Consider the following 26,081-nt stretch of genomic DNA (forward strand, 5'->3'; position numbering starts at 1 on the left):
CCGTTTTATCATGAGGGGGCACAATCATACTCGTCATTGGGAGTTTTCTTCCTCAGTAATAAAACTCCCAATAACGACCAATTAGATTGCTACTTTAACGATAGAAGTTTCACATAAAGCATAGAAATGCACTTTTCTCTTACTCAGATACATCTCTTAATTTTTTTACTTCACAGATTTTACCCTATCTAGTATTTTCATAATTAACTCGCCCACGATGTCAGCTTGATGTAGTAAAAACATATGACCACCATTAACTGTTAGAAAATGAACCTCATTGCCCCATTCTACCCACTTCTTAGCCCCTTTTACTGTATAATTAGAGTCTGTTGTTCCACTAATAATATATAGGGGCGCTTTCAACAATGTTGTGTCATCATTTATATAATTCTCAATGGCACGAAAGTCTGATCGAATAACTGGAAGGATATAGTTTAAAAGCTCCTGATGTTGTAATACTTCATCCGGTAATCCTCCCAAAGACTTTATATAATCTATAAAGTCTTTATCATCTAAATGATTTGTTTTTCTTCTTATTTCCGGTGGATTCATAGCAGAGATAATAACATTTTTAGGATTTATGCCCTTACTTTCTAAAATTTGAGCCATACGGTGAACTATAATTCCTCCCATGCTATGGCCAAATAATGTAACCTCTCCCTCTAAAATTGGTTGCATCTCCATTAAATATAAATTAACAAGATCATCTATGTTATCAACTAGTGGAGAAAGATTAGGACCATGGCCTGGAGGATCAAATGAAATAAGTTTTATATCTTTCGGTAAATAATTCTTTAAAGGTAAAAAAGAATTCGAATAGCCCCCAGCATAAGGAACACAAACCAAATATTTGTTACTATTCAATCCTGGCGATAAATCTTTCATTAATTTTCTCAAGTGACTTCTCCTTTATTAAATAAAATTTTCATCAAATAGTTGTTTAATCAAACAAATTATCAATTTCTTCATCACTAAGGTTTAAGGTTTCAAAATCTGATGAAGTAAATTCTTTTGTTTGCATTTGACAACAGGATTGGATATATGTCTGTAGTCGTTCTAGATAATCTGAAAATAAATTTTCTACAAAATTCTTTTGAAAATGACTTGTACTAAATGTCACATGAATTTCTAAGCTTTTATTCTTAACCATGGCCACAATATCCAATAATGCAGTAATATGATTATCTTTTGATTGTTCACTGCCACTTTGATAATCAACAATAGTAAACCATCCATCCCCGAGAGAATTATCTATCTCTCCTAAATAGTTAAAACGAATTATATTTTGAGTTAAATCTTTGCAAGAAGGAAACTTCTCTTTAAGAATTCCATATCCAATTCCCTTATTAGGTCTTTTACGAACCTCTTCTTTAACACTCTTTATTTGATTAGCAATATTATGTGAAACTTGTAATACAATAGGATACATCGTTGTAAACCACCCTACTGTACGTGAAATATCAAGATGCTCAAATAATTCCTCTCGACCATGACCTTCTAACTCAAATTTAATTTGATCTTGGTTTGTATATTTACCTAAATTTTCTGTCAACACAGCAAGTAACAACTCCATTGGTTGTGTATTGTAAGGCACATTTGCAGTAGTTAATAGTTTTCTTGTATCATCTGCATTCAATGTAAAGGTAAGAGTCGTACAACTTTCAACAGTACTATTTTCTTTTTCTCTATTAATTTGAAAATTATTATCTAGCGTGTTATCTATGGATTCCCAATAATCTAATTCAGCATGTACTAAATTAACTCCTCGACTATTTAAAGCTTCAGACCAATCTTGGAAAGAGTTAGTTTTTAATGGTAGCGATGGAACTTCTCCTAAATACAAGCTATTCAAACATCGGTTTGCATCTTCAATTAAAATACGCCAGGACACAGCATCAACAATAAGGTGGTGTGCAGTTAATAATAACAACTGTTGATCATTTGAAAGCTGGAATAAGGCCCCTTTAAATAATGGTCCTACATTCAAATTTAAACTTCCTTTTAACTCTTCACCTTTTATATGAACCTGATTCAAAGCCATTTCAATTGGAATTTCAGACAAATCAAACATGGTAACCTTAGAATCAACAATGGACATATCTTCGTCATAATAGAAGTAATCCTGCTTATCCTCATACCTTAACCGTAACAAATCATGATGATGCATGATCGTATTTAACATCTTATTAACATATTCTTCTTTAACCGGCTTCTTCAAAGACAGTAATACCGATTGATTCCAATGATGCGGGTTCTTAAACTGTTGATCAAGGAACCAACGCATAATAGGAGTAGGCTCTACCTTTCCTGTTACCAATGTTTGTGAGACTGTAACATCTTTTTGTTTAACTAACATTGCTGCCAATTCACTTACAACTGGATAATTTAGTACATCTTTAACTCTAACTTTCCATCCCAGTTCTTGTAATCTAGCGCTCACTTGGATCGCTTTAATAGAATCTCCACCTAAATGATAAAAATTACTATGCAATTCGATTCTATCAGTCTGTAATATTTCCTTGAGAACTTCACTAACCATTCCAGTAACATCTTCATCTACTTCTTCTAAATGAGTATGATTAGAACCGTTATTTAACATCGGATCTGGCAACGCTTGACGATCTACCTTTCCATTGATAGTAAGCGGTAGCTGATCCATATAGATAAAAAATGAAGGAATCATATAACTTGGTAGCATATGCGAAATAAAACTGCGTATTTCTATATTTTGAACACTGTCTTTCAAAACAATGTAAGCAACTAGATGATTTGAATTATCCTCATCTTGCCAATTCACCACTACTACATCTTTAACAGACTTGTGTTGTAACAGTGCATTCTCAACTTCCCCTATTTCAATACGATATCCTTTAACTTTCACTTGAGAATCCATCCGTCCTTGATACTCAATTAATCCATTTGGCAACATGACAGCTAAGTCACCACTTCGATACATCTTCTCACTCGAAATAAATGGATTGGATAAAAAACGTTGCGCTGTTAAATCCGGACGATTTAAATAACCTTTAGCTACCCCATCACCCGATATATAAATTTCTCCTTTTACACCAATAGGAACCGGCTGAAGATTCTTATCCAATAAATATATTTGAACATTATCAGCTGGTGTACCAATTGGTACGGATGCTCTTCGATCTAGATCTGGATCATAACGATGAATCATACATCCAACCACAGTTTCAGTTGGTCCATATTCATTAATTATTTCAACTTTACCGCTAAAAAAATCATATATCTTTTCGGCTACTGAGGTTTTCAAATCCTCTCCACCCACAATCAATCTGCGAAGAGATGAAACTCTTGGGGGTGAATAGTTATTTAACAATGCTAAATGTGAAGGCGTAACTTTCAATACTGTTACTACATTTTCCTTGAGTATTTTTGACAAAATAAACTCATCTTCATTATCATGATATATTACTAACAATAAACCACTTATTAAAGGAGTGAATATTGAAGTTACTGTTAAATCAAAAGAAACGGATGAATATAATGCAAAAACATCATTTTCACTACTAATATAGTTCTTTTTAGCCCAGGAAATATAGTTAACCAATCCACATTGAGTGATTACAGTTCCTTTAGGATTCCCCGTGGTTCCAGAGGTATAAATTATATATATTGGATCATTTGGTGCATTTACTAGGTTTAGATTGGCATTATCTCCTTCATAAAGTTTCTGATCACATATATTAATTTTCTCACCTAAATATTCTAAATTACCCTCATTTGTATAGTCAGTTAAAAGTAATGTTGTGCCGCTATCATTCAAAATATAACGAATTCGGTCCTCTGGGTAGGAAGGATCTATAGGCAAATATGTACCTCCAGCCTTAATAACTCCCCAAATTGTAATTACTATCTCAAGTGAATGTTTAGCTAGTATACCCACGACTTGACCATTTTTGACTCCTTTTTCTCGTAACCTTCTTGCTAACTGATTAGATTTCTTATTTAATTCAAGATAAGTCATTGATCTATCAGCATGTTGAATTGCTATTTTTTCTGGTGTCTGTTTTACTTGTTCTTCAAATAATTCTTGAATAGTTTTTTCTTTCGGATACACAACAGCTGTATTGTTAAATTTCTCTAACATAAACTTTTGCTCATCATCCGATAACAAAGATAATTCTTTTATCGATTGATCTTCATTACGTAAAACTTGTTCTATTAAAGCTAAAAACCTTTCATGCATACAATTGATTTGATCTTCTTCAAAATCTGCGACTTTATAATCATATTGAATTTCTAAACCTTCATCTGCCCATTCCTTAATAACTAACTGCAATGAATAGGCTTGGTAACCACTGTAAAACTCCACGTTTTCTAAAGAAAATCCATCAATAGTATTTTTAAGTTTTGTATTATAGTAATTCACACTATATTGAAATAAACCATCGTATCCTTTACTAGTCAATTGCAAGTCTTTTACCAATAAGTTATAAGGATAACGCTGGTGAAATAGACATTGTTTTATTTCATGATTTACTCTTTTAATGAAAGATAAAACACTCTCATCTTCATCCACATTTAACCGTAACGGCATTGTGCTAGTAAACATACCTACTATTTTCTTTTCTAGTACACCGGAACGATTTAGTACAGGAGATCCAATGATTATGTCTGATTGATCATACATTTTATGAATATAAATAAGCATAAAGGTTGAAAATAATGTATTCATAGATATTCTATGTTTTTGTATAAAAGACTGTAGAGCAACCGATTTTTCTTTTTCAATTAAAAATATCTTTCGTTTCCCTTCTAGAGAATGAGATGTTTTTGATAAAAAGAAATCTGGCAGATTCATAAATTTCTCATTCCAATAATTCTTATTTTTTACGTATCGAGGGGATTCCAGATATTTCTCCTCTGCTTGTAAATAAGACAGATAAGTAGATTCAACCGTATCATTTATATGCTCATCATTCTTTAACTTAGAGTAAAAATCGATAATTTGACTCGTCATAAGTTGGATTGTCCAACCATCAGCTATAATATGATGAAACTTAACAAAATAGGAGCTTTCTACATCACTTATTTTCAAGAGCACAAATTCAAACAGAGGGCCTCCTTCAAGTGGAATTTGTTTTTGAAATTCATCCTGGGCCCATTTTCTAGCTTCTAAACTTGGATTATGATGATTAGAAAAATCAATTAAACGTATTGGTGTAGGTTCAAATGGTGATATATATTGGTGGGGTTCTCTATGTTGTTGAAAAATTCGTAGACGTAAACCATCATTTTTCTTAATGAATAATTGAATTGCTTTTTCTAAAATTGTAAAATTAATTTCCCCATTAATAAGAACCATCCCTCCGATGTTATACATAGATGTGTTTGGATAAATTTGTTCATTATACCAAACTCTTTTTTGTGGATGCGTAAGAGAATGCTTTACAATTGTTTGTTGCATATTTCCACTTCCCCTCTATCCACATCCGTTGGTGTTTCCGGAAATTGTATATTAATATAGTGAGGATAAGGATTTATATTCTCAAGATTATGTTCTAAAATTAATATTCCATTTTCGTTGCTAGTTTCCTTAAATCCAGCTAATCGGTACGTAACAAACATCATACGGTTACGGTCAGTCTGTCGAAACTCAGCCAAAAAGCGTTTACCTGCCTGTTTTGTCCTTTCCATTAGATATGTGAGGAGTATAGTACCAACGCCACGGGACATTACACGACAAGACATGAGAAGAAGTTTTAGGCAGTCGGCTTCCTCAGTCCTTTTTACAAGTGTTAAACCAATCTTCCCATAGGAGCCATATTTGTCTGATAACTCACAAACTAATAATAAATAATCTGGATGATTACGATAATAGTTTAATTCATCATAATCATAGGTAATACCAGTCGAATTTAATTGATTCGTACGTACTGTTAACTCCTCTGCACGCTGCAAATCTTCCTCACGAGCCTCACTAATCACAAAATTCATCCCAAGTGAAGCTAAAAATTCTTCTTTTGGGCCTTCATATTCTTCTTCATCCTTCGTTCTCTTAAGATTTTCTAAATACATCAGTCTTCGACGACGTGAATCTTCTGTAATTCTTTTTGGTTGTAGTCGTGGCAAGTCTAATAACGACTTATATTCATTTACATGTATACACAGAATATCATTATGAACACTCTGTACTTCTTCTAATTCAAAAGGTTGGTCATCAATGAACGCAAAAGTATCAATACCTATGTTTAAATTTTTTCTAATTTTCTCAATGGAACTAGATTTAGAGTTCCAATGAATCTCCGGATATAAAAAATACTCTTCTATTCCAAATTCCCGTAATTTAGCTATTGCATCTTCGTAGTTATTTTTACTAGCAACTGATTGCAGTATTCCACGTCGATCTAATTCACATATAATTTCATAAATTCCAGGTTTTAAAGTAACTGTACCACTCTCTAATAAAACACCATCCCAAATTGTACAATCTAAGTCCCAAACAACACATTTAATTTCCTTACTCATGATAATGCCTCCTTTGTTTTATTCATTTTCACAGTTCCCATCTCCATCACTATAAGCTTATCTGCCAAATGAAAATATTGATCGTCGTGAGTAATAGCAATAATACATTTACCCTTCGCTCGCATTTGAGGTAACAATTCTTCATAAAAGAAGCGTCTATAACCAGGATCTTGATCCGCTGCCCATTCATCAAATAAAAGTATAGGTCGATCTTCCAAATACGTAACCAGCAATGCCAACCTTTTCTTTTGTCCAGTTGATAGTTGCGTAGTAGTAAAGCGCCCATTCTCAATGCCAACCTTGTCACTCAGTTGGAGAAGTTCTAAATAATGATCGATTTCTGCTTTCATTCCTTCTGTATTAATTCCATATAGCCTATCAAAAACATGAAAATCACTCAGGATAGCTGAATAGTATTGATTCAATTCCTCTGGAGCTATTTCTTTTCCATTTAATAAAATGTTACCTTCATTAGGTTCATATAACCCAGTAATCAGTTTTGATAAAGTAGATTTTCCACTCCCATTACCACCAGCAATAAAGACTATTTCTCCAGAATTAAACTCCATGTCTATTGGACCAATACCAAAACCAGTAAAATCTCCATCTTTATTCTTATACTTATAACTTACATTTTGTAGCTGCAAACAAATTGGCACATCTAAGTACTCTTTTGTTGTCGCGATTTGCTCATTTGCCTTTATATGATCTACACTCTTCACCATTTGTTGAATACGTTGCCAAGAAATACGTACATTTACGAGCTGAGGGATACCGCCCAGTATTTCATTAACTGGACCTGTCATATACAGAAAAACAATTACATAGTTACTTATCGTCTCTTTTGGCATATTAACAAAAATTTCTGGAAATACGAAAACTACAATACCAATAACAAAAATGAATAATAGTTCTCCCAGAACAAACACATTTGCAAATTTAATATCTCCTATCGTTCGTTTAACACGATAGTTATTACAGCTTTCATTCATAACTTCTCGGAAATCGTTTCGTTTTCCAGTATGAAGCCTAAGCTCTTTGAAACCATGCCTTAGATCACCAATCAAACGAAAATATACATTCTGAATATCTCTTGTTTCATTCCAAACTTTATCTGCTTGTCGTCCGATCAGAGAATATACCCCTGCAGTAATAAAGATGATACACAAGGATAGTAAAAAGGCATACATATTCATTACACCAAGATAGAGAAAACAAAACAGTAACGTTAATAAACTTGTTCCAGCAGTAACTAATAGATTGAGAGAACGAGAGATAACTTCCGTATCGTTATTTAATGTCGCCTCTATTCGGCCCTTCTCAATCAACTCCAATTTATAATAAGGAGTCTGTAACAACTTATCTGTTAATTCCATCCTTTTTTCATAAACTAGCTCGTTTGTATACGATACAATACTAGTTCTAATAATACGTTGTGAAAAGACATACATAACAATTCCAAGTACAAAGTAAAACAACAAGCCATTTTCCAAATTATTTGATCTAACAAACGTTTCATTAATCACAAAAATGAGAAAGGCATTACCAAATCCTGATATTAATCCCAAAACAATTAAAGTCAAAAGCGACTTTCCCTTTTGTCTTGGAAAACAAAGATTTAAGAATGTATGGATAACATAGGCCAAACCCACCCCAGCAATTGCATATATTGCAAGTACAACAGTTGAAGGAGCCCAAACTTTTATAAATGCCCACGGAAGCCCTCCAAACAAGAGATTTGGTAGTTGATAGAGTGCATAAATCATTAGCCCATATATCGCAACAACTAATACCATATGTAACAATGTTTTTCCCGTTGGTAATATAAACTTTCTTTTTCTAAAAATAATCTCCCTGATTAAATGAAATAACATGACCAATAACGTTAGTAAACACAAAGATGAGATCACAAATAAGGCTGTTCCTATTTGATCCGTTTTCTTATATTCATCATAGAGTAACGGTTTAACTTCTTTATCTATCATCATATTTAAAAGACTGCTACCGATATAGTAAGTGTAATTACTATTCAGATTAGCTAATACTACGACCCCTATCTGTTCCTCATCACGGAAACCAATATACGATGAATAATTTGGGTTACTTCCACCATGTGAAATTTCCCCTCCACCACTTTGATAGACCTCCCATCCAGCTGCATATGAAGCTCCATTGCTATCTGGGGCAACCTTTCTATTCGCTTTATGAGAATCGTTAATCAATTCCTCCGGAAACATCCTAGGCTTTTCAACCCCAAGCTGTAATTTTAACCATCTTTCCATATCATTTATATTTGAAATAAAATATCCAGCCGGTGTATTCCCCCTATAATTAGGAGCGTCATAGGGTAATGATTGTAAGAAATTACGCTTGTAACCTTGGGCCATGTTATCTAATGGGGCCATCTCACGTCCAGCGTATGTACTCAATAAATCCAACTTTGATAGCACATGATCTTGAACATATCTTTCAAATGATTGATTAGTTGCCTTCTCGATTACTAAGCCTAATAGATCGTAGTTAACCGTAGAATATTCAAAACTGCTACCCGGCTCTCGGTTTAGTCCTATTGGCATAACATTCCTAATCGTTTTCTCAATAGAATCTTTGCCATTGGTTATAGGAATATATCCAATGGCCTTTTCCGGTATTCCACTAGTATGGTGTAATAAGTCATAAAGTGTAATTTCATAAGGTTTGCCTTTATACTCCATTTCAAACCATGAAACATATTTAGTTAAAGAATCACTAAGTTTAATTTTCCCTTCTTTTTCTAGCTGCAATACAGCTAATGCCGTAAAAGCTTTTGAAGTAGAACCTAGCTCAAAAAGCGTCTCATTCGTAACTTGACGTTTATTGTCTATATCGGCATAACCATAATTCTTCTTATAAATCGTTTCGTTTCCTTTTACAATTACTACTGAAAGTCCAGGAATACCCGCTTGAGATATTTGTTCTTCTATATGCTTCTGTATTTTCTTCTCATTAAACTGTACCGTTTCCTGCGCTTCCACCTGTCGATAAGGGAGTACTATTAAAGTCATTAAAATGATAAACTTCAACCATATGTTTAACTTCATATTTTTAGCCCTCTTTTAGTTAACTTGGATTAACTTTTCAATTTTCTTTTTAAATGGTTGCACAACATTTTGACCAATACGTTCAATTTCATGCTCACTAATCTGAGAAGTAATAAGAAAATAATTTGCCCCTATTTCCCAAAAATCAGTTAACGTCGAGATGACTTCCTCATAGCTACCAACTATAGAAATTGAATTAGATGGGTTAACTAAACTTAGACCTCCCCAAAGATGATCATCTATCCACATACTATCTTTTGTAATTAAATCTTTGTATCGGCGAAGTCCAACAGAATCTGCATTATCTAAAAATAGCTTAGTCATCCTCTTTAAGGCTGCTGGTGTTCTCTCAAGTAATTCATATGCTTCTTTATATGCTTCTTCCGAAGTCTCACGAGCAATGATGTCTACTAAAATAGCACCTGGAATTTTCTCGCGCCCATATTGCTTAGCGTAATTATTAACTGTTTGATAGTGTTCTCTAAGACTTTTGCGGTCTGTTGCATAAAGTATATAAGCATCACCATACTCTGCAGCTACTCTCATTGCCTCCTCGGAGGACCCCGCTACAAAGTAGCGGGCACTTCGAGAGAGATCTTCCTTTGGATAAATATCACTATTTTCTACTTGATAAAACTCACCTTTATAGCTAGTTACTCCTCGTCTTAATTGTTGTAACAGCTCAATATATTCTTTTGTCCTAGCATATCGAACATGGTGCGGTTCTGGTAATCCATCACGCGCAAGGACAAGCGAGGCACTTCCAGTTACAATGTTAATATCTGCACGATTACCAATTAAACTATTTAAAGTATTCAATGCTTTTGCTGTTACGGTAGGAAGCATCTGGTTTGTATTTTGCGCAACCAAAATCTTTACAAACTCCGTATTCATTCCAATCATAGACGCTGCTATCATTGGATCAACAGATGTTGGTGCAATGGAAACCAATACCGAGTCAAAGTTATTCTTCTCAGCTCTTTTAGCTTGATTAACATATTCCTCTAGAAGTTCTTTTGTTTGTGGTGTTGGAATAACAGGTAATCCCCAGCAAAACTCAACTTTTGACGGAACTACTTCTTTATTAATCATGTTGTTCCCCTCCCTTTACTACTTTCTACTTTTTAAAGCAGATAATGTATTTTTCATAACCGATTTCGCTTTCAATAACTCTTTTTTATTTGTTAAATTGTTATTTACTTCTTGATTACTTAAATATTTAGCAAGAGATTTAATTGACGTATGCTCATAAAGAACAACTATAGGTAAGTCTCGTTTAAAGGCCTCTTTTAATTTCACATTAATACGAACAAGATCTAAAGAACTCATTCCTAGATCGAAGAAATTATCGTAAATTCCTATTTCTTCAATTCCAAACATATCTTTTAATAATTCGTATAATTGTTGTTCAATTTCATTAGTTGGTGGTCTATACGTTGTGGAAACATCTGAACGATTCTGCTTTAATCTATTCTTACTTCCTTTTTCCAATAGTTCATTATAATAGTTGGCACCATTTAAAAGTTTCCAATGTAAATCTATTGGAGAAACCACAACTTGTTGTTGATTTCTATTGATAATACTACGGAATACTTTTAAGCCCTCTTCTACAGTTACACCATCATGTAATACACTTTCCATATCCATATTAAATTGCTTCGCCCATATTTCAGCAGACTTAAGTGACATACCCACCTCTTGCCAATCTGGCCAGTTAATAGCTACAGTAAACACTCCATCATGAGCCCGCTTATAAAATGCAAATGCATCTAAAAATTCATTCGCTGCATTATAACCACTCTGACCAAATTTCATATGATACGCCACATTACCAATTGATGAACATAGTACGAAGAAATCAATTGGTTCATCTTTTAATAAAGCATCGAGCACTAGTGTACCTTTAATTTTCGGAGCTAAAATTTTATTATTAGATTCTTTTTCACGATTCATCATAATACCTAGATAATCAGCGACACCTGCTGCATGAATTACGCCATTAATAGAACCAAAACGAGATTTAGCCTTTTCAATTGCCTGTTTCATATCATCTTGATTGGAAACATCAGCACTTAGGATCATGTATTCTGCACCTTGAGACTCCATTGTCAACAAATCAGAAATAACTCGGCTTACACGCTCGTCTTTATTTTCTAGGTACTGTTCCCATTGATTACGAGGTGGGAACTCTGAGCGGCCAATCAATATAAGTTTGACATTTGGTACTCTATTAGCTAAATCTTTTGCAATTTCAAATCCAATTCCACCAAGTCCACCAGTAATTAGATAGACGCCACTCTCTCGTAATCTATCAATTTCTACATCTTCTTCCTCAAAAGGACTTTGAATAATCGTTTGCGCCCATCTATGACGTCCTCGATAAGCTACAACTATATCAGTAGAATCCACAAAACTCTCCATTAAACCCGCTTCTTCAAACATTTGTTGAGAATCTGTATCCATATCAATGGTACGACATTTTATATTTTGAAACTCAAGATTGCATATTTTTGAAAAGCCTAGAATTGTAGCTTGCTCTGGCTTTAAGTTCAGCTCTGTACCTGTAACTTCAAACATACGGTCAGTAAAAATGTTTAACTGTAATGCTCCCTCATAATTAATTTTCCCAATTGCTTGTGCAATATAAAGTAACGAATAATATCCTTCATCCATTGATCGTTCAATTCTCTCTTGATCGAGAATAACCTCATTAACTGGATTAAAGCTCCAAGCATGTATAATCTTATTTGGTAATAAATCTTTTTGTTCTAATTCTGAAAATAGCATTTCATAATGCATTTTTTGAGATGGACATATCGTATATAAACCGTCGGATTTTTCAGAGAAAATACCACCTGTTTTAACTTCAATTACATCATGACCTTCTCTTTTTAATTTTTCTATCAGTCGATTGAATCGATTTAGATGATCATTGAAAATAAGCCATTTATATTTTTGTTCTTTCTTTATTTGTATAGATTTTAATGTTTTGCGTTCCCAAGAAGGCAAATAAAACCAGTCTTTAATATTAGCCTGTTTATTATGGCCTCTTGTTTCCTGAGTTAAACTCTGAGATTGAGTATTAAAAAATGGATCAGCTTTAAATCGTTTTTTCATGAAAGGATACGTTGGTAAATCTAATAACCTTTTATTCTCACTGTTATTAAAAGTATTCCAATTTATAGTTCCACCTTGCATCCATAACCGTCCCATTTGCTTGCATAAATGCTCGAAGTCATTTGATTTATCCAGAGGATGACGTAACATGTTTAAAGCCAATTGATCTTTACTTCTATTTAAATGTTTTAATACAAAAGTTGATAATGCATTACCTGGGCCAATCTCAAGGCAAATTACATTTTTCAAATGAAAAATTTCAGATAATCCCTTTGAAAATTGAACAGTACTTCGTAGATGCTGTGCCCAATAAGAAGGTGATGTGGCTTGATTTACTGTAATCATTTCACCTGTAACATTAGATATATAAGGTATTTTAGGACTTGATAATTTTATATTTCCTACAGCTTGCTCAAATGCATCTAGAACTTCATCCATCATTCGAGAATGGAAAGCATGCGAAGTAAATAGACGCGTTGTCTTTACTCCATGATTTAAAAGTAATTCCTCAATCTTATTGATTGAAAGTACAGTACCAGAAATCACTGAATGTTGAGAGGAATTTACAGCTGCTATATCTACATCATCTGTTATATAGGTTTTTAATTCTTCAACAGATAAATTTACACTTAGCATAGCGCCTTCTGGTACGCTATTCATTAACTTCCCTCTAATCATTACTAGATGTAATGCATCTTCATAAGACATTACTTCTGCTAAACAAGCTGCTACAAACTCACCAATACTATGGCCAAACATGACCCTTGGATAAACTCCCCAATTCATTAGAAGCTTGGCTAATGCATATTCAATAGTGAATAGTAGAGGTTGCGTCATTGAAGTTCTATTTAACTGTTCAGTTGCTTTATCCTCTGTCTCCTTTGTAGGATACAAAATATTTTTCATGTCTATTTCTAACCAATTTGAGAGTAAGGCTAAACCTTGATCAACGTGTTCACGAAATACAGGTTCATTTTCATATAAATCTCTACCCATATTGATATACTGTGATCCTTGACCTGAAAAAAGAAAGGCTAAAGGTCTACTCTCCATTGCGTTTGTTTTCTCTAGTCCCGTATCACCAAGTTTTTCTATGGCATCCTCTATTCCATTAGCAACTACAGCAGTTCTATATGGAAATTCACGACGACCTTTTTGTAATGTATAAGCTGTATCAGATAGTGATATCTCTGGATTCTCCTTCAAATGCAATAATAGATCGTTAGTAGCTTTATCTAAGGATTCCTCTGTTTTTGCTGAAACAGTTAATAAGTTCCAAGATTGTTTTTCAAAATTCTTAGCATTGTCAGGAACAGACTCTAACACTATATGTGCATTAGTTCCACCCATCCCAAACGAACTAACACCCGCTCTTCTTACCTCTTCTTTCCATGGGATAAGTTCCGTATTTACACGAAACGGATTTTTTCCAAAATCAATGCTAGGGTTTGGGTTATTATAATGAAGGCTCGGCGGAATTTTCTTGTTTTTCAAAGCTAAGACCGTCTTTATAAATCCTCCAACTCCTGCTGCTGCATCTAAATGTCCAATGTTCGTCTTCACTGATCCAATTAAAACTCTACCTGGTTCTTGCTTACCAAAAGCTAACTTCAATGCTTCTACTTCTATAGGATCACCTAGTTGCGTACCAGTACCATGAGTTTCTATATATGAGATTTCTTCAGGCTTAACGCCAGCTATTTCATGAGCCGATTTTATAACAGCAGCTTGTCCATCAACCCCTGGCGCTGTAAATCCAGCCTTATTGGACCCATCATTGTTTACTGCAGCCCCCTTAATAACTCCATGTATTAAATTCCCATCTCGAAGAGCGTCCTCTAACCTTTTCAGTACTACAATACCAGCACCATTTCCACCCACTGTTCCTTGAGCATCCTTATCAAAAGCTCGACAATGACCATCTGGTGAGAAAATCATACCATCTTCATATAAATATCCTGTTTTTGTTGGATAAGTTATACTTACTCCCCCGGCCAAGGCTATGTCGCATCGTCCATCGATAAGATCTGCCCATGCGTTTTGAATAGCAACTAAGGAGGTAGAACAAGCTGTTTGTACTGTAATCGCTGGTCCTTTTAGATTTAATTTATAAGCCAATCGAGTAGCAAAGAAATCTTTTTCGTTTAACAACATTGCTTGGAAATCTTCTAATGTATTAGAAGATTCACTAGCAATAGAACGAAGCCAGTGGAAATTTGGTGATCCTCCAACATAAACTCCTGTATTCATATGAGAAGAATTAACCTCACCTGCTTGTTCTAGTGCTTCCCATGCGCATTCATGAAGTATACGCAGTTGTGGATCCATCATTTCAGCTTCTTTTAGACTGTAATCAAAAAATTCATTATCAAATGCATCTACATCTTCTAAATACCCTTTAGATTTTATATAATTAGGCTTTTGAATCACTTCTTTTGGTATGCCCATCTCACTAAGCTCTTCATCTGTAAATGTTCGAATGGATTCTATCCCTTGTTCTAAATTTGACCAGAATTGCTTAAGATTAGAAGCACCTGGCATACGAACCGCCATACCAACCACTGCTACATCATTTTTATTCATAGATAAAAGATTTTCTTTCTTAACTTCTTCAGGTTGGCGGTCCATATCATTATCACTTCTAAAGTAGGAAGCTTGATCATGAACCGTTGGGTATCGGAATAACATAGGCATTGTAAGTTCTTTTTCAAACTTGCTTCGTAAACGAGAGAACAATCGAACCATTTTTAAGGAGTTCCCTCCAACATCAAAGAAATTATCATACAATCCTACTTTTTCTAACCCCAAAACTTCCTTCCAAACATCAGCTACTGTTGTTTCAAGCTCATCTAGCAAATCATTTGGTTGTACTAACTTAGTAGGCTTAGGTAAAGCACGACGATTAACTTTTCCATTCGTAGTTAATGGCATTTCACTTAAAAGCACAAAATACATAGGTATCATATACGAAGGTATTTTGTCAGTAAGATAATAACGTAATTCATTTTGAGATATATCTTGATCAGTTAGTATATAAGCACACAGTTCTTGCTCCTCTCCAAAAGCAATAGATAAAACTACCGCTTCCTTCACATCCGCATGCTGTTGTAAATGATGTTCTATTTCTCCTGTTTCGATTCGATAACCACGTATCTTCACTTGATGATCACTACGACCTATATACTCCATCTCACCATTTTCAAGAATACGAACTAAATCTCCTGATCTATATAATCTTTCACTTGGATTATAAGGATTCTGTATAAAACGTTCACTGTTTAGTTCAGGACGCTTTAGATATCCCCGCGCAACTCCATGTCCTCCAACATAAAGTTCCCCTTGCATTCCCTTAGGTGTAGGATTCATATGTTTGTCAAATACATAGCACGAATACGTAGGAAGAGGCACGCCTATAGCACTAAGATTACTGTGCATTTCTTTTTCTCCAATTTCCTTATAAGTAACATGTACTGTCGTCTCAGTTATTCCATACATATTTACTATGACCGTATTAGGTGAACGCTTAAACCAACTTTGCAGTAAACTTGGCTTCAACATTTCCCCTCCAAATGTAATTAACCTAATTTTAAAAGCAAGTTTAGGCATCTCTTCAACTACTTGTTGAAAAACATAGAATGCAGATGGAGTTTGATTCAATACCGTTACTCCCTCATCTGCAATCAACTGAGCAAGTTTATACGTATCACGGATTGTTTCTTTTGTTGCAAGGACAAGACGTCCACCATAAGTAAGTGATCCAAATATCTCCCAAACTGACATATCAAAACAGAAAGAATGAAATAGTAACCACACATCATTACTAGAGAATTTAAAACTATTTGGTTGATGCATGACAAGTTGTATTACATTACTATGTTCAATCATAACCCCTTTAGGACGTCCTGTTGTTCCAGAAGTATAAATGACATATGCTAAATTATTTGGGGCAACATCTACTCTCTCGAAATCTTGCATCAATGTCTTATTAAGTTCTTCAATAAAAAGTATTGTGCTATCAAATTTAACTTTATCTTCAAATAAATTTGAGGTTATTATTACATTTGACCCACTATCTTGAAGAATAAAATCAATTCGTTCCTGCGGATAATCAGGATCAATTGGAACATAAGCCCCACCTGCTTTTAAAATACCAAGTAGAGAGATAATCATATTAAATGAGTAATCCAACATTACAGCTACTGGAGAATCTAAAGTTACACCTTCTTTTAGAAGAGCAAATGCTACTTTATCCGCACGCTCATTCAACTCTCCATAAGTCATCTCACTATTCTCAAATGTAAGTGCCACTCTCTCAGGATGCTTTTCAGCTTGCATCTCAATTAATTGATGAAGTGTTGTGTGTGGGAATGTAGCACTTTGATTTTGACCACCTTGAAGCAAAAACTTTTCTTCTGCCTCATCTAACATCTTAAGAGTTTGTAATGGTTGTCCTTCATCTAAAAGCATTGAATCTAATAGTTGTATAAAATGGTTAGTTATACTGGTAATAATGGATTCATCAAATAGATCTTCAGGCCACAGCATTGCAAGTTTAATAGAATCGAAACACTCTATTGAGACGGTTAAATCATAGTTGGTCATTTCATTTACTTCATAACCTGAAATTCTTACACTTTCATCAATTTCTTTCAGCTTTTCTATATCAAGAGGATAATTCTCAACTACCATAATAGTGTCAAATGACACGTTTAAATCAACAATTGGAGTCGTTTCATATTCAGTTCTTCTTTGGACATCACTTTGAATTCTTTGTAAAAGATCTGAAACAGTCATTCTCCCATCAGCACTTACACGAAGTGGTGGTGTATTTATAAATAAACCTACCATTTCACTCAGACCGTGCATTGGAATTGAACGCCCGGATACTGTTGTACCGAATATTACGTCCTCTGAATTTTTGTACCTTTGTAATAATAGACCCCAGGCTGTATAGAATAATGTAGCCAATGTTACACCTTGATTACTTGCAAAACTTCGAAATCTATCACTTCGCTCTTTATCTATCTCTTTTACATATGTTTTTGCTTTTTTTAGTTGATTAGAATTTTTATTGGATAAATTTATTTGTTCAGTTAATTCATTTAAATATTGTTCCCAAAAAAGCTTTTGTTTTGATTTATCTTGTTTTTGTTGCCATAGTATATATTCTTTAAATTTCTTTTTATTTATAGATGATGGTACATCTCCCTTTATTAACTCTCGATATACCTTAATAAACTCTTGTAAAATAATACTATTACTCCAACCATCAAACAAAATATGATGATGACGTAAAACCATTTCATATTCGCCTTCGTTCAAGTGGCACAGTTCGATAGAAAAGGGAACTGTTTGTAAATCAAAGCTTTCTGTATCATTAGAGACTTTACCATCACTATATATAATGTTCGGAGTATGCTCTTTTAGTATAAGTTGTACAGGTTGTTTAACTTTTTCCCATCGAAAAATTGTACGCAGCATTTCATTTTCCCGCGTTACATAATTCCACGCCTCTTCAAACTTTGGAATATTAATTTTTCCAGTTAAGCAAAGTCGAAGTTCTTCATGATATAGCTTTCCTTCGGGTTCTTTCAAATAATGATAAAGAATACCTTCCTGCACTGGTGTAAGGGCGATTACATCTTCAATATCTTCTTTATGAATCTTTACTGCTTTCCTCATTAACAGAACCTCCTACAAGTGTGGTATGGTGTGAATATTTATCGGAACCTAATAAGGCAAGTGCTTTTCTATCTATCTTTCCGCTATCCGTTAATGGCATTTCATTTACACGTACAAAACTGTTAGGTATCATATAATCTGGTAAAAATAAGCGAAGATATTTTTTTAACCTCTCTAACTCCATAGCATTTTCTGACTCATAGAAAGCTATTAACTTAACTACCATCTCAGATTCTTGTCTTACAATTACCGCACATTGTAAAACTCCTTCACAAGACATTAAACACGATTCTATTTCCCCTAACTCAATACGAAGCCCATTAACTTTAACTTGAAAATCAATTCTTCCATGAAACTCAATATTCCCATCCGATCTTATTAAAGCTAAGTCACCGGTTTTATATATACGGGTATCAAGGGAATATTGTACAAACTTTTCTGCCGTTAATTGCGGCCTATTTACATATCCACGTGCTAATCCTATACCTGAGATACATAATTCTCCTATATGGCCTTCCGGAAGTTTATTACCATATTTATCAACAACAAACATCTCAATATTCCTAATTGGTCGCCCTATTGGAACGCTCCCTTCTGTAATCTCATGTGTCGGACAATCATAAGCAGTCACATCAATGGTTGCTTCAGTAGGTCCGTACAGATTAGTAAGAAGTGTACCATTAGAGAAATTTAGTAGCTTGTTAAAACGGTTTACATGTTGAGACAGTAGTGCCTCACCACTAACAAATACTTGTTTCAACGATTTTATTCGGTTAGTTTCACCTGTCACATCAAGATAGTGTAAAAATGCACTTAACATAGATGGTACAAAATGCATAATTGTCACGTCATTACTTTCAGTTGTCTCAATAATAGCCTGTGGAAACTTCTCCATCCCCGGCGCAAGAATACATACTTTGGCTCCAACTATGGCCCACCAGAACATCTCCCATACGGATACATCAAATGTATAAGGGGTCTTTTGTAATATAGTATCCTTTGAACTAATTGGATAAGCCTCTTGCATCCACTCAATTCGATTTACTAAGGCCAAATGCTCAATCATAACACCCTTAGGTTTCCCGGTTGAACCGGAAGTGTATATTACGTACACAAGATCAGAGGGTTTGTTAATACACTCTAGATTTTCACCCTTTCCTTCATAGGAAATCGAATCTAAAGCCAACATATCAACTTTCAAACTATCTTGAAAACGATGTAGGATTTGCTTTTGCGTAAGTATTAATTTAGCACCGCTATCTTCTATAATGAATTGTAATCGTGATGATGGATGATTCGGGGAAAGCGGAAGATATGCTCCGCCCGCTTTCAATATCCCGAAAATTCCGACAACCATTTCAATAGATCGCTCTACCATAATACCTACAACTGTATCTGGACCAACTCCACCTTCACGTAAAAGACGAGCTAATTGGTTACTTTTTTCATTTAATTCCTTATAGGTTAATGTTTCTTTTTTAAAGATAACAGCAACCTCATCTGGCGTACGGACTACTTGTTCTTCAAACAGCTTTTGTATACATGTACTCATCCGGGTTGTATCACTCCTTTAGTTACAGGTATTTTTTCAATGGCACGTTTCGCTTTTTTAGCAAATCCCTTACCAAGTAATAGCTGATGAATCTGATTACTCCCTTCAACGATCTCCATTGTTTTAGAATCTCTAAAGCACCTTGATATTGAATAATTATCATTACAACCAAGTGCTCCCATAATCTGTACAGCATTCGTTGAATGCCTTGTACCTGAGCGCGATGCAAAATATTTTGCAATCATAATCTTTTCAGTAGCATCAGCTCGATGTTCATTTTTGGCCTTACAAGCTTCTAAACTAAGGAGTATAGAAGCTTCTAAATCTACTCCCATATCCGTAACCATATGTGAAATCATGCCATGATCAATTAGAGAGTTACCAAATGCGCTTCTATGTAATACATGATTCCCACAGATTTCTAAACAAGTACGTAATACACCAAGAGCAGCAAAGGCAATTGAAATACGCCCAAATTCTAAAGCATACGGTGCAAGGTAAGTAAAAGCAAATCCTGGTCTACCAATGATATTTTCTAAAGGTATTTCTACATTATTGAATTCAATTTCTGCCAAATATGCAGCTTTAAATCCAAGCATGTCTCTTATATGAGTAACATTTACACCCATACTATCTTTTGGTACTAAACAGGCAATTGGTTGTTCACCATTAAGCTTTCCAAATACCAAAAACACATCAGCAGCTGCACCAAAAGTGATCCACTTCTTCACTCCATTAAGTATTAATTTATCCCCGTGTTGATCAAAGTTCGTTTTAATCATATTTAAATCTGATCCTGCTCCAGGTTCAGTAAGAGCTAATGCAGCTATTTGATTACCAGATGCAAGTAATGGTAACCACTGATTTTTTTGATTTTCTGTTCCCCATTTTAAAATCGTTTCTGTTACCATCGTATGGACATTAAATAATCCCGAAAGAGAGACACTACCTCTTGCTATTGCTTCAGTAAATAACCCATACGTTACATAATCCCATTCTAATCCACCATACTCCGCTGGAAGTGTTCCACCTAAATAACCATTTTTAGCACAAGTCTTTATTATATCTGATGGAATGCCCTGTTCAATCTCCCAACTATTAGCGTGAGGTTCTATATTTTTACAAACAAAATCCAAAAAATTCTGATACATTTTATATTGAGATGGCTCTAAGTATTGTTTCATGTCCATTACCGAACCATTTGCTTATTTCTTATAAAATTACCAATAGAATTTACAGACTTATAGTTATCCATATCTAAGTCATCCATAGTTACCTTTATGGCAAATTCTTTTTCAAGAAAAGTCATCAATTGGATTGCAAATAAAGAATTAACTAGTCCTTCTTCAAAAATCTCAGTATCATCATTAAATTCAATACCTACATGCTCTTGAATATACATATGAATAATTTGTTCTAGATTTTTATCTTGCATTTTATACACCCCTATTTGTAATTTTTAATTTTAATAAGCGTAAAAACCTTTACCACTCTTTCTACCACATTCACCTGCATCCACCATCTTTTTAAGTAATGGACAACATCTAAACTTTGGATCTTGATATTCCTCATAAAGTACATTTAATGAATGTAATACTGTATCTAACCCAATTAAATCTGCTGTTTCTAATGGACCCATTGTGTGTCCAAAGCATTTTTTAAATATATCGTCTACCTGTTTAGGTGTTGCTACACCATCCATTACAACCCAAGCTGATTCATTCATGAATAAGTGGGAGATACGGTTAGAAACAAAACCAGTCTGATCATTAACAACAATTGCATCTTTATCTAATTGTTTTAGGAAAGCTTGAGCCTTCGTGACCGTTTCATCTGAAGTTAAATATCCTCTAATAACTTCTATAGATGGTTTCATATATACCGGGTTCATAAAATGCATTCCTATTATTTTATCTGGACGCTTTGTTACTCCTCCTACTTTTGTTATTGAGATACAAGATGTATTGACTCCAAAAATTGTATCCTTTTTACATATCTCATCTAATCTTCTATAGATCGGCTCTTTAATTTGCCAGTTTTCTGGAACATTCTCTACTATATAATCACATTCAGCCACTTCATCAAGATTAGTAGAGCTACTTATTAACGAAAGTACTTCTTCCTTATGCATTCTAGGAAATGCTTTATTAATCAGAGGAGCAAAGCGAACTGTCTCTAATATTTTCTCTTCCGCTTTTTCTAACTGCTCTTCTGTAACATCAATTAATACCGTTTCTAGACCATGCAGCACTAAATCTACTGCCATGCCGATCCCCATTGTTCCAGCACCTACAATACCAATTTTCTTGAACATTTATCCATCATCGCTCCCTTAATATATTTATATTTTATATCTAAAAACTTTTACATTGAAGAACTCTTTGCAGGTAACGTTTTTGTTCTCTCTCTTTAATCTGTTTTTCAGTAAGTGCTGTTTTCATCATTTGGATTGCTTCTTCTACATCACTTTTCTCCACTGAATACCCCAAATTAATTTTTTCTTCGAATTGACTTTGGACCTTTTGAAATGGGCGTACTACCTTTTTCTGATACTCACTTAAATCTGTATTATAATTTTTTGTACTTACAACTACAGTTAAACACCCTGATATTACTTCTTCATAATCAGATTCTTGTAATGTAAAAGAATTTTTTGTATTTAGGATATCTTTCTCCCTTTCATAATTACATGTCGATATAGCAGGGTTAATAGCTTGCAGGAGATACTTCAAGACTTCCTTTGGTCCCATTTCAATAGCTTTCATAGACCCTTGATTCATTAGATAGTGAATCATGTCCAACCATTTCACAGGCTTTATTAATTGTAAGTAAAGGTTTTCTCTTATATTTTCTACACCTTTATACATTGAACTATCATGATTCGCTATGACAGGTACTAATGGCTGTTTCATATCTATATTTTCTAGTACACTCTTATATTTTTCAGCAGCAGGTTGCATCATAGGAGAATGAAATGGTCCACTTAATTTAAGGGGGATTGCAATTCCCCCATGCTCTACTACCATTTCACAAGCTAATTGAACCGCAGAGTTTGTACCAGAAATTGATGTTTTATTTGGAGTGTCATAAGCCGATATATATACTTCCTGTCCCTTGGTTAACAATTCTGAACAAATACCTTCAACAATTTCTGGAGTAAGATTGTTAACCCATGCCATAGTTCCATCTATAGTCAATGCATAGCTACTCAAAATCGTACTACGTTCTTGTACTAATTTTAATGTATCTGAAAATGCAATTGCTCCAGAAGCACATAGAGCTGTATATTCTCCCAAAGAATATCCAATCATTGCCTCTGGTTTATTGCCTATTTCCTGTTCAAAAACTCGAAAAGCTGCCATGCTAGTTGTTACTAAAGCAGTCTGTGAATTTTGTAACTTTTCAAGGTCAGCTTTGTATATCTTCTCCATACAAAGGGAATCCATGTCTATTTTTAGAGTGTCACTTGCTTCTTCAAATATCTCACGTGCTACAGGGAAGTTTTCATAAAGGTACTTACCCATTCCAGAATAATGGGATCCTACGCCAGGAAACATAAATACAATATTCATCTTTTTATCTCCCTTATTTTCATCTTAAGCTATCTTCAACTCTATCTAATAAAGCTCGTCCCTCTTCAGTTTTTCTTAAATTCACTAAATCGACTACATAGCGAATATCTGATACATCATTCCATCCTAGATCTAGTGCAAGATTCATATGCTTTAACGAAAGATCGATTCTATCAATTAATGAATAACCACATGAAAGTAAAAAGTGATGCCATGCATTTAAATCTCCTAAAGTACGAGCTTTTTGTACAAACTCACTAGCTTTATTAAAATTTGAATAGTATCTTAATTGATGGTACGCGGTAAAAACATAATTATCTAATTCGTTATAAGGAAACACATAAGCTGTATAGGTTTGAAGATTTGTGAATCCAACTTTTCCCGCTAGTTTAATAGATGGAATACGAAAATCCTCTGTCTTCCAATGTGGTGTTCTTCCTTGTTTTAAACAGTCATCCAAGAATGCTCTTGCAGCCAACCAAGCATACCCTTTACCTCGCTGGAATAAATCATAAGTATTAATTCCAATTTCCACATCAGTATCTGTTGCAAAAACCGATAAGCAACTAGTTACAACTTGTTCATGTACCATTACTACATAACCAAATCCATTTTGGATGAAATCCTGAGTTGACTCCCAAAAATCAACAATATCATCCCGTACCATTGCGAACTTTTTATCTGATAGCATGTCGATTGTAATACGTTCCACCGTTACCTCTTCAGGCATATTAGGTTTAGATAACTTATTATAAGACTCCAGATCAAAAGTAAATGTTACTCGAGTGTAAGGTTTAGGAATAAACATTTGCAATTGTTCCTCGACAACCTGTTTCCATTTTGATTCGGGTAATAATTCAACCTGGAAAAAGTCATCTCCTATCTGCTCAGCCTCAGGTGCAATTACTTCTTTAATAAAAGTTGGTAGACTTGAAACAAAATTACTTGTAGGATCACCTAATAAATAAAAAATTTCTTGTTCTGCCCATACAAGTGCACATCTAGGGTTATTAGGATTATCCACATAAATATGTCCCTTATTGTAACCATGAGCTATACCGTTAAGTATTGGATGGTTCTTATAATCAACGAGAAGTGGAGCTATTTGTTTGAATTCATCCTTTTCTTTTACCAATTCATAAATCATATTCTTAAAAGTCCTCCCTTTTGAGAACAAGTGTGAAGTGCATGCTGCGCAATAATTGGCTGAAGTACCTGCGAGGTACCTTCAATAATTTCTAAAACCTTTGCTTCCCTAAATAAACGCTCAACAGGATATTCTCTTGAAAATCCATTTCCACCAAACACTTGGACAGCGTCTGTGGCTACCTTCATAGCCATCTTTGAGGCAAAATATTTTGCAATGGTTGTTTCAATTACAGCATCAGTATGTCTATCCTGACGCTTTTTCCCAGCCTCTTGGCATAACGAACGAGCTGCTTTTATATTTACACTTGCTTCTGCTAAAATTGTTTGAATTGCTTCATATTCACATATATATTTATTCCCTTGTTTTCTTCTTCTTGAATAAGCTACCATTGCTTCTAGTGCTTCTTGAGCAATGGCTACTCCCGCCCAGGCAATACTATATCTACCATGATCAAGAGCTGTGTTAACTACATAACTCCATCCACCCCCAATTGGTCCTAACAAATTTTCAGCTGGTACCTTTACATCTTGCAAATGAATCTCAGCTATATGCGAGGAATTGCTTGCTAACAGTTTACTCATTTTATTTGTAGAAACACCCGTCATTGACCGTTCAACAATAAAAGCGCTAACTTTTCCCTCACTAGACGCAAAAACTAAAAAACAATCCGCAATGTCAGCAAAAGAAATCCATTTTTTGTGCCCATTAAGAATAAAATGATCATCAACTTGTTTATAGGAAGTTCCAACGGCTTTTGCATCAGAACCGACCTCTGGCTCAGTTAGGGCAAATGAAAATAATAGGTTCCCCGTTGCCATCTCAGGTAACCATTTTCTCTTTTGCTCTTCAGTCCCCCACCTTTTAATTGACTCCCCTACTAAAGATACATGAACTGTAAGTAATTCACGAACCGAATTACAAGCTTTACCAATGATTTCAGTAAGACGACCATAATCTAAAGAATCAAGAGAAAGCCCCCCATATTCTTTTGGTATCGTTGCACCCAATACACCATACCTTGAGAGTTCTTGTATCACATCATAGGGAAGCTCTTCATTACTTTCAAACTCACTTGCTCGAGGCCGAAGCTTCTTTTCCGCAAACTCATCAACTACTCCCAGAATCTCTTCTGCATTACTCATACTGTGAAATTCCCATTCTTCTTTTTGTTAATTAGATCAACCATATTATTAATAGTAGAAAAGTTAATAATATCAAGTTCATCATTATCTACTACTATATCAAACTCCGTTTCTATGAAATTTAACATTTGCATAGCAAAGAGCGAATTTACATAGCCTTTTTCAAATATGTTGTCATCATTAGCAACAATAGTTTCCTCTGCATTAAAAATAATAAGATTTTTTTTAATGTATTGACGTATTTTTTCATGATTATCCATGTAATTACTCCTTCTGAGACCTGGGAAA

14 protein-coding genes are annotated in these 26,081 nt (G+C 34.4%); all 14 read right to left on the bottom strand.

Features of this window, described 5'->3' with window-relative positions; all coding sequences use genetic code 11:
- Positions 1–165 precede the first annotated feature (165 nt).
- The 14 genes from ACTJJY_RS19120 to ACTJJY_RS19185 are packed head-to-tail and all read right to left on the bottom strand — an operon-like array spanning position 166 to position 26,053.
- On the bottom strand, positions 166–897 hold the full coding sequence (locus tag ACTJJY_RS19120) for a thioesterase II family protein (RefSeq protein WP_001228849.1): 732 nt from the start codon (positions 895–897) through the stop codon (positions 166–168).
- A 43-nt stretch (positions 898–940) separates the two neighbouring features.
- Positions 941–5,437 carry an amino acid adenylation domain-containing protein gene (locus ACTJJY_RS19125; protein WP_440606286.1) on the bottom strand — a complete coding sequence of 1,499 codons (4,497 nt, stop codon included), beginning with the start codon at positions 5,435–5,437 and terminating at the stop codon, positions 941–943.
- Positions 5,419–6,498 carry an HAD-IIIC family phosphatase gene (locus ACTJJY_RS19130; protein ID WP_000031545.1) on the bottom strand — a complete coding sequence of 360 codons (1,080 nt, stop codon included), beginning with the start codon at positions 6,496–6,498 and terminating at the stop codon, positions 5,419–5,421. Before ACTJJY_RS19130 ends, ACTJJY_RS19125 begins: the two co-directional genes overlap by 19 nt.
- On the bottom strand, positions 6,495–9,578 hold the full coding sequence (locus tag ACTJJY_RS19135) for a cyclic peptide export ABC transporter (RefSeq protein ID WP_440606287.1): 3,084 nt from the start codon (positions 9,576–9,578) through the stop codon (positions 6,495–6,497). The genes ACTJJY_RS19130 and ACTJJY_RS19135 overlap by 4 nt, the downstream gene beginning before the upstream one ends.
- Before the next feature lie 15 nt (positions 9,579–9,593).
- Positions 9,594–10,670 carry an LLM class flavin-dependent oxidoreductase gene (locus ACTJJY_RS19140; protein ID WP_000608549.1) on the bottom strand — a complete coding sequence of 359 codons (1,077 nt, stop codon included), beginning with the start codon at positions 10,668–10,670 and terminating at the stop codon, positions 9,594–9,596.
- An 18-nt stretch (positions 10,671–10,688) separates the two neighbouring features.
- Entirely contained in the window at positions 10,689–18,377 is a 7,689-nt protein-coding gene (locus tag ACTJJY_RS19145) for an amino acid adenylation domain-containing protein (protein ID WP_440606288.1), read from the bottom strand.
- Positions 18,352–19,929 (bottom strand): zwittermicin A synthase ZmaJ, encoded by a 1,578-nt coding sequence (zmaJ, locus tag ACTJJY_RS19150; RefSeq protein ID WP_440606289.1) that lies wholly within the window; start codon positions 19,927–19,929, stop codon positions 18,352–18,354. Before zmaJ ends, ACTJJY_RS19145 begins: the two co-directional genes overlap by 26 nt.
- Positions 19,926–21,119, bottom strand: a complete 1,194-nt coding sequence (locus tag ACTJJY_RS19155; RefSeq protein WP_440606290.1) for an acyl-CoA dehydrogenase family protein — start codon at positions 21,117–21,119, stop codon at positions 19,926–19,928. The genes zmaJ and ACTJJY_RS19155 overlap by 4 nt, the downstream gene beginning before the upstream one ends.
- A complete protein-coding gene (locus ACTJJY_RS19160; protein ID WP_098436646.1) occupies positions 21,119–21,364 on the bottom strand; it encodes an acyl carrier protein in 246 nt (81 codons plus the stop codon). The genes ACTJJY_RS19155 and ACTJJY_RS19160 overlap by 1 nt, the downstream gene beginning before the upstream one ends.
- A 30-nt stretch (positions 21,365–21,394) precedes the next feature.
- Positions 21,395–22,243, bottom strand: coding sequence for a 3-hydroxyacyl-CoA dehydrogenase family protein (locus ACTJJY_RS19165; protein WP_000473351.1), 849 nt, complete (start codon positions 22,241–22,243; stop codon positions 21,395–21,397).
- Between the two features lie 40 nt (positions 22,244–22,283).
- Positions 22,284–23,501 (bottom strand): ACP S-malonyltransferase, encoded by a 1,218-nt coding sequence (locus ACTJJY_RS19170; protein WP_440606291.1) that lies wholly within the window; start codon positions 23,499–23,501, stop codon positions 22,284–22,286.
- A gap of 19 nt (positions 23,502–23,520) precedes the next feature.
- Positions 23,521–24,648, bottom strand: a complete 1,128-nt coding sequence (locus tag ACTJJY_RS19175) for a GNAT family N-acetyltransferase (RefSeq protein ID WP_440606292.1) — start codon at positions 24,646–24,648, stop codon at positions 23,521–23,523.
- A complete protein-coding gene (locus ACTJJY_RS19180) occupies positions 24,645–25,793 on the bottom strand; it encodes an acyl-CoA dehydrogenase family protein (protein ID WP_098299379.1) in 1,149 nt (382 codons plus the stop codon). The genes ACTJJY_RS19175 and ACTJJY_RS19180 overlap by 4 nt, the downstream gene beginning before the upstream one ends.
- Positions 25,790–26,053, bottom strand: a complete 264-nt coding sequence (locus ACTJJY_RS19185; protein ID WP_000368639.1) for an acyl carrier protein — start codon at positions 26,051–26,053, stop codon at positions 25,790–25,792. The genes ACTJJY_RS19180 and ACTJJY_RS19185 overlap by 4 nt, the downstream gene beginning before the upstream one ends.
- Positions 26,054–26,081: the final 28 nt, after the last annotated feature.

The sequence above is a fragment of the Bacillus sp. 22475 genome, from assembly GCF_052044835.1.
Classification (GTDB): Bacteria; Bacillota; Bacilli; order Bacillales; family Bacillaceae_G; genus Bacillus_A; species Bacillus_A cereus.

Excerpts from the sequence above, each read along its gene's own strand:
- ACTJJY_RS19125 (WP_440606286.1), bottom strand. The coding sequence starts at position 5,437 with ATGCAACAAACAATTGTAAAGCATTCTCTTACGCATCCACAAAAAAGA.
- ACTJJY_RS19130 (WP_000031545.1), bottom strand. The coding sequence starts at position 6,498 with ATGAGTAAGGAAATTAAATGTGTTGTTTGGGACTTAGATTGTACAATT.
- ACTJJY_RS19135 (WP_440606287.1), bottom strand. The coding sequence starts at position 9,578 with ATGAAGTTAAACATATGGTTGAAGTTTATCATTTTAATGACTTTAATA.
- ACTJJY_RS19140 (WP_000608549.1), bottom strand. The coding sequence starts at position 10,670 with ATGATTAATAAAGAAGTAGTTCCGTCAAAAGTTGAGTTTTGCTGGGGA.
- ACTJJY_RS19145 (WP_440606288.1), bottom strand. The coding sequence starts at position 18,377 with ATGAGGAAAGCAGTAAAGATTCATAAAGAAGATATTGAAGATGTAATC.
- zmaJ (WP_440606289.1), bottom strand. The coding sequence starts at position 19,929 with ATGAGTACATGTATACAAAAGCTGTTTGAAGAACAAGTAGTCCGTACG.
- ACTJJY_RS19155 (WP_440606290.1), bottom strand. The coding sequence starts at position 21,119 with ATGGACATGAAACAATACTTAGAGCCATCTCAATATAAAATGTATCAG.
- ACTJJY_RS19160 (WP_098436646.1), bottom strand. The coding sequence starts at position 21,364 with ATGCAAGATAAAAATCTAGAACAAATTATTCATATGTATATTCAAGAG.
- ACTJJY_RS19165 (WP_000473351.1), bottom strand. The coding sequence starts at position 22,243 with ATGTTCAAGAAAATTGGTATTGTAGGTGCTGGAACAATGGGGATCGGC.
- ACTJJY_RS19170 (WP_440606291.1), bottom strand. The coding sequence starts at position 23,501 with ATGAATATTGTATTTATGTTTCCTGGCGTAGGATCCCATTATTCTGGA.
- ACTJJY_RS19175 (WP_440606292.1), bottom strand. The coding sequence starts at position 24,648 with ATGATTTATGAATTGGTAAAAGAAAAGGATGAATTCAAACAAATAGCT.
- ACTJJY_RS19180 (WP_098299379.1), bottom strand. The coding sequence starts at position 25,793 with ATGAGTAATGCAGAAGAGATTCTGGGAGTAGTTGATGAGTTTGCGGAA.
- ACTJJY_RS19185 (WP_000368639.1), bottom strand. The coding sequence starts at position 26,053 with ATGGATAATCATGAAAAAATACGTCAATACATTAAAAAAAATCTTATT.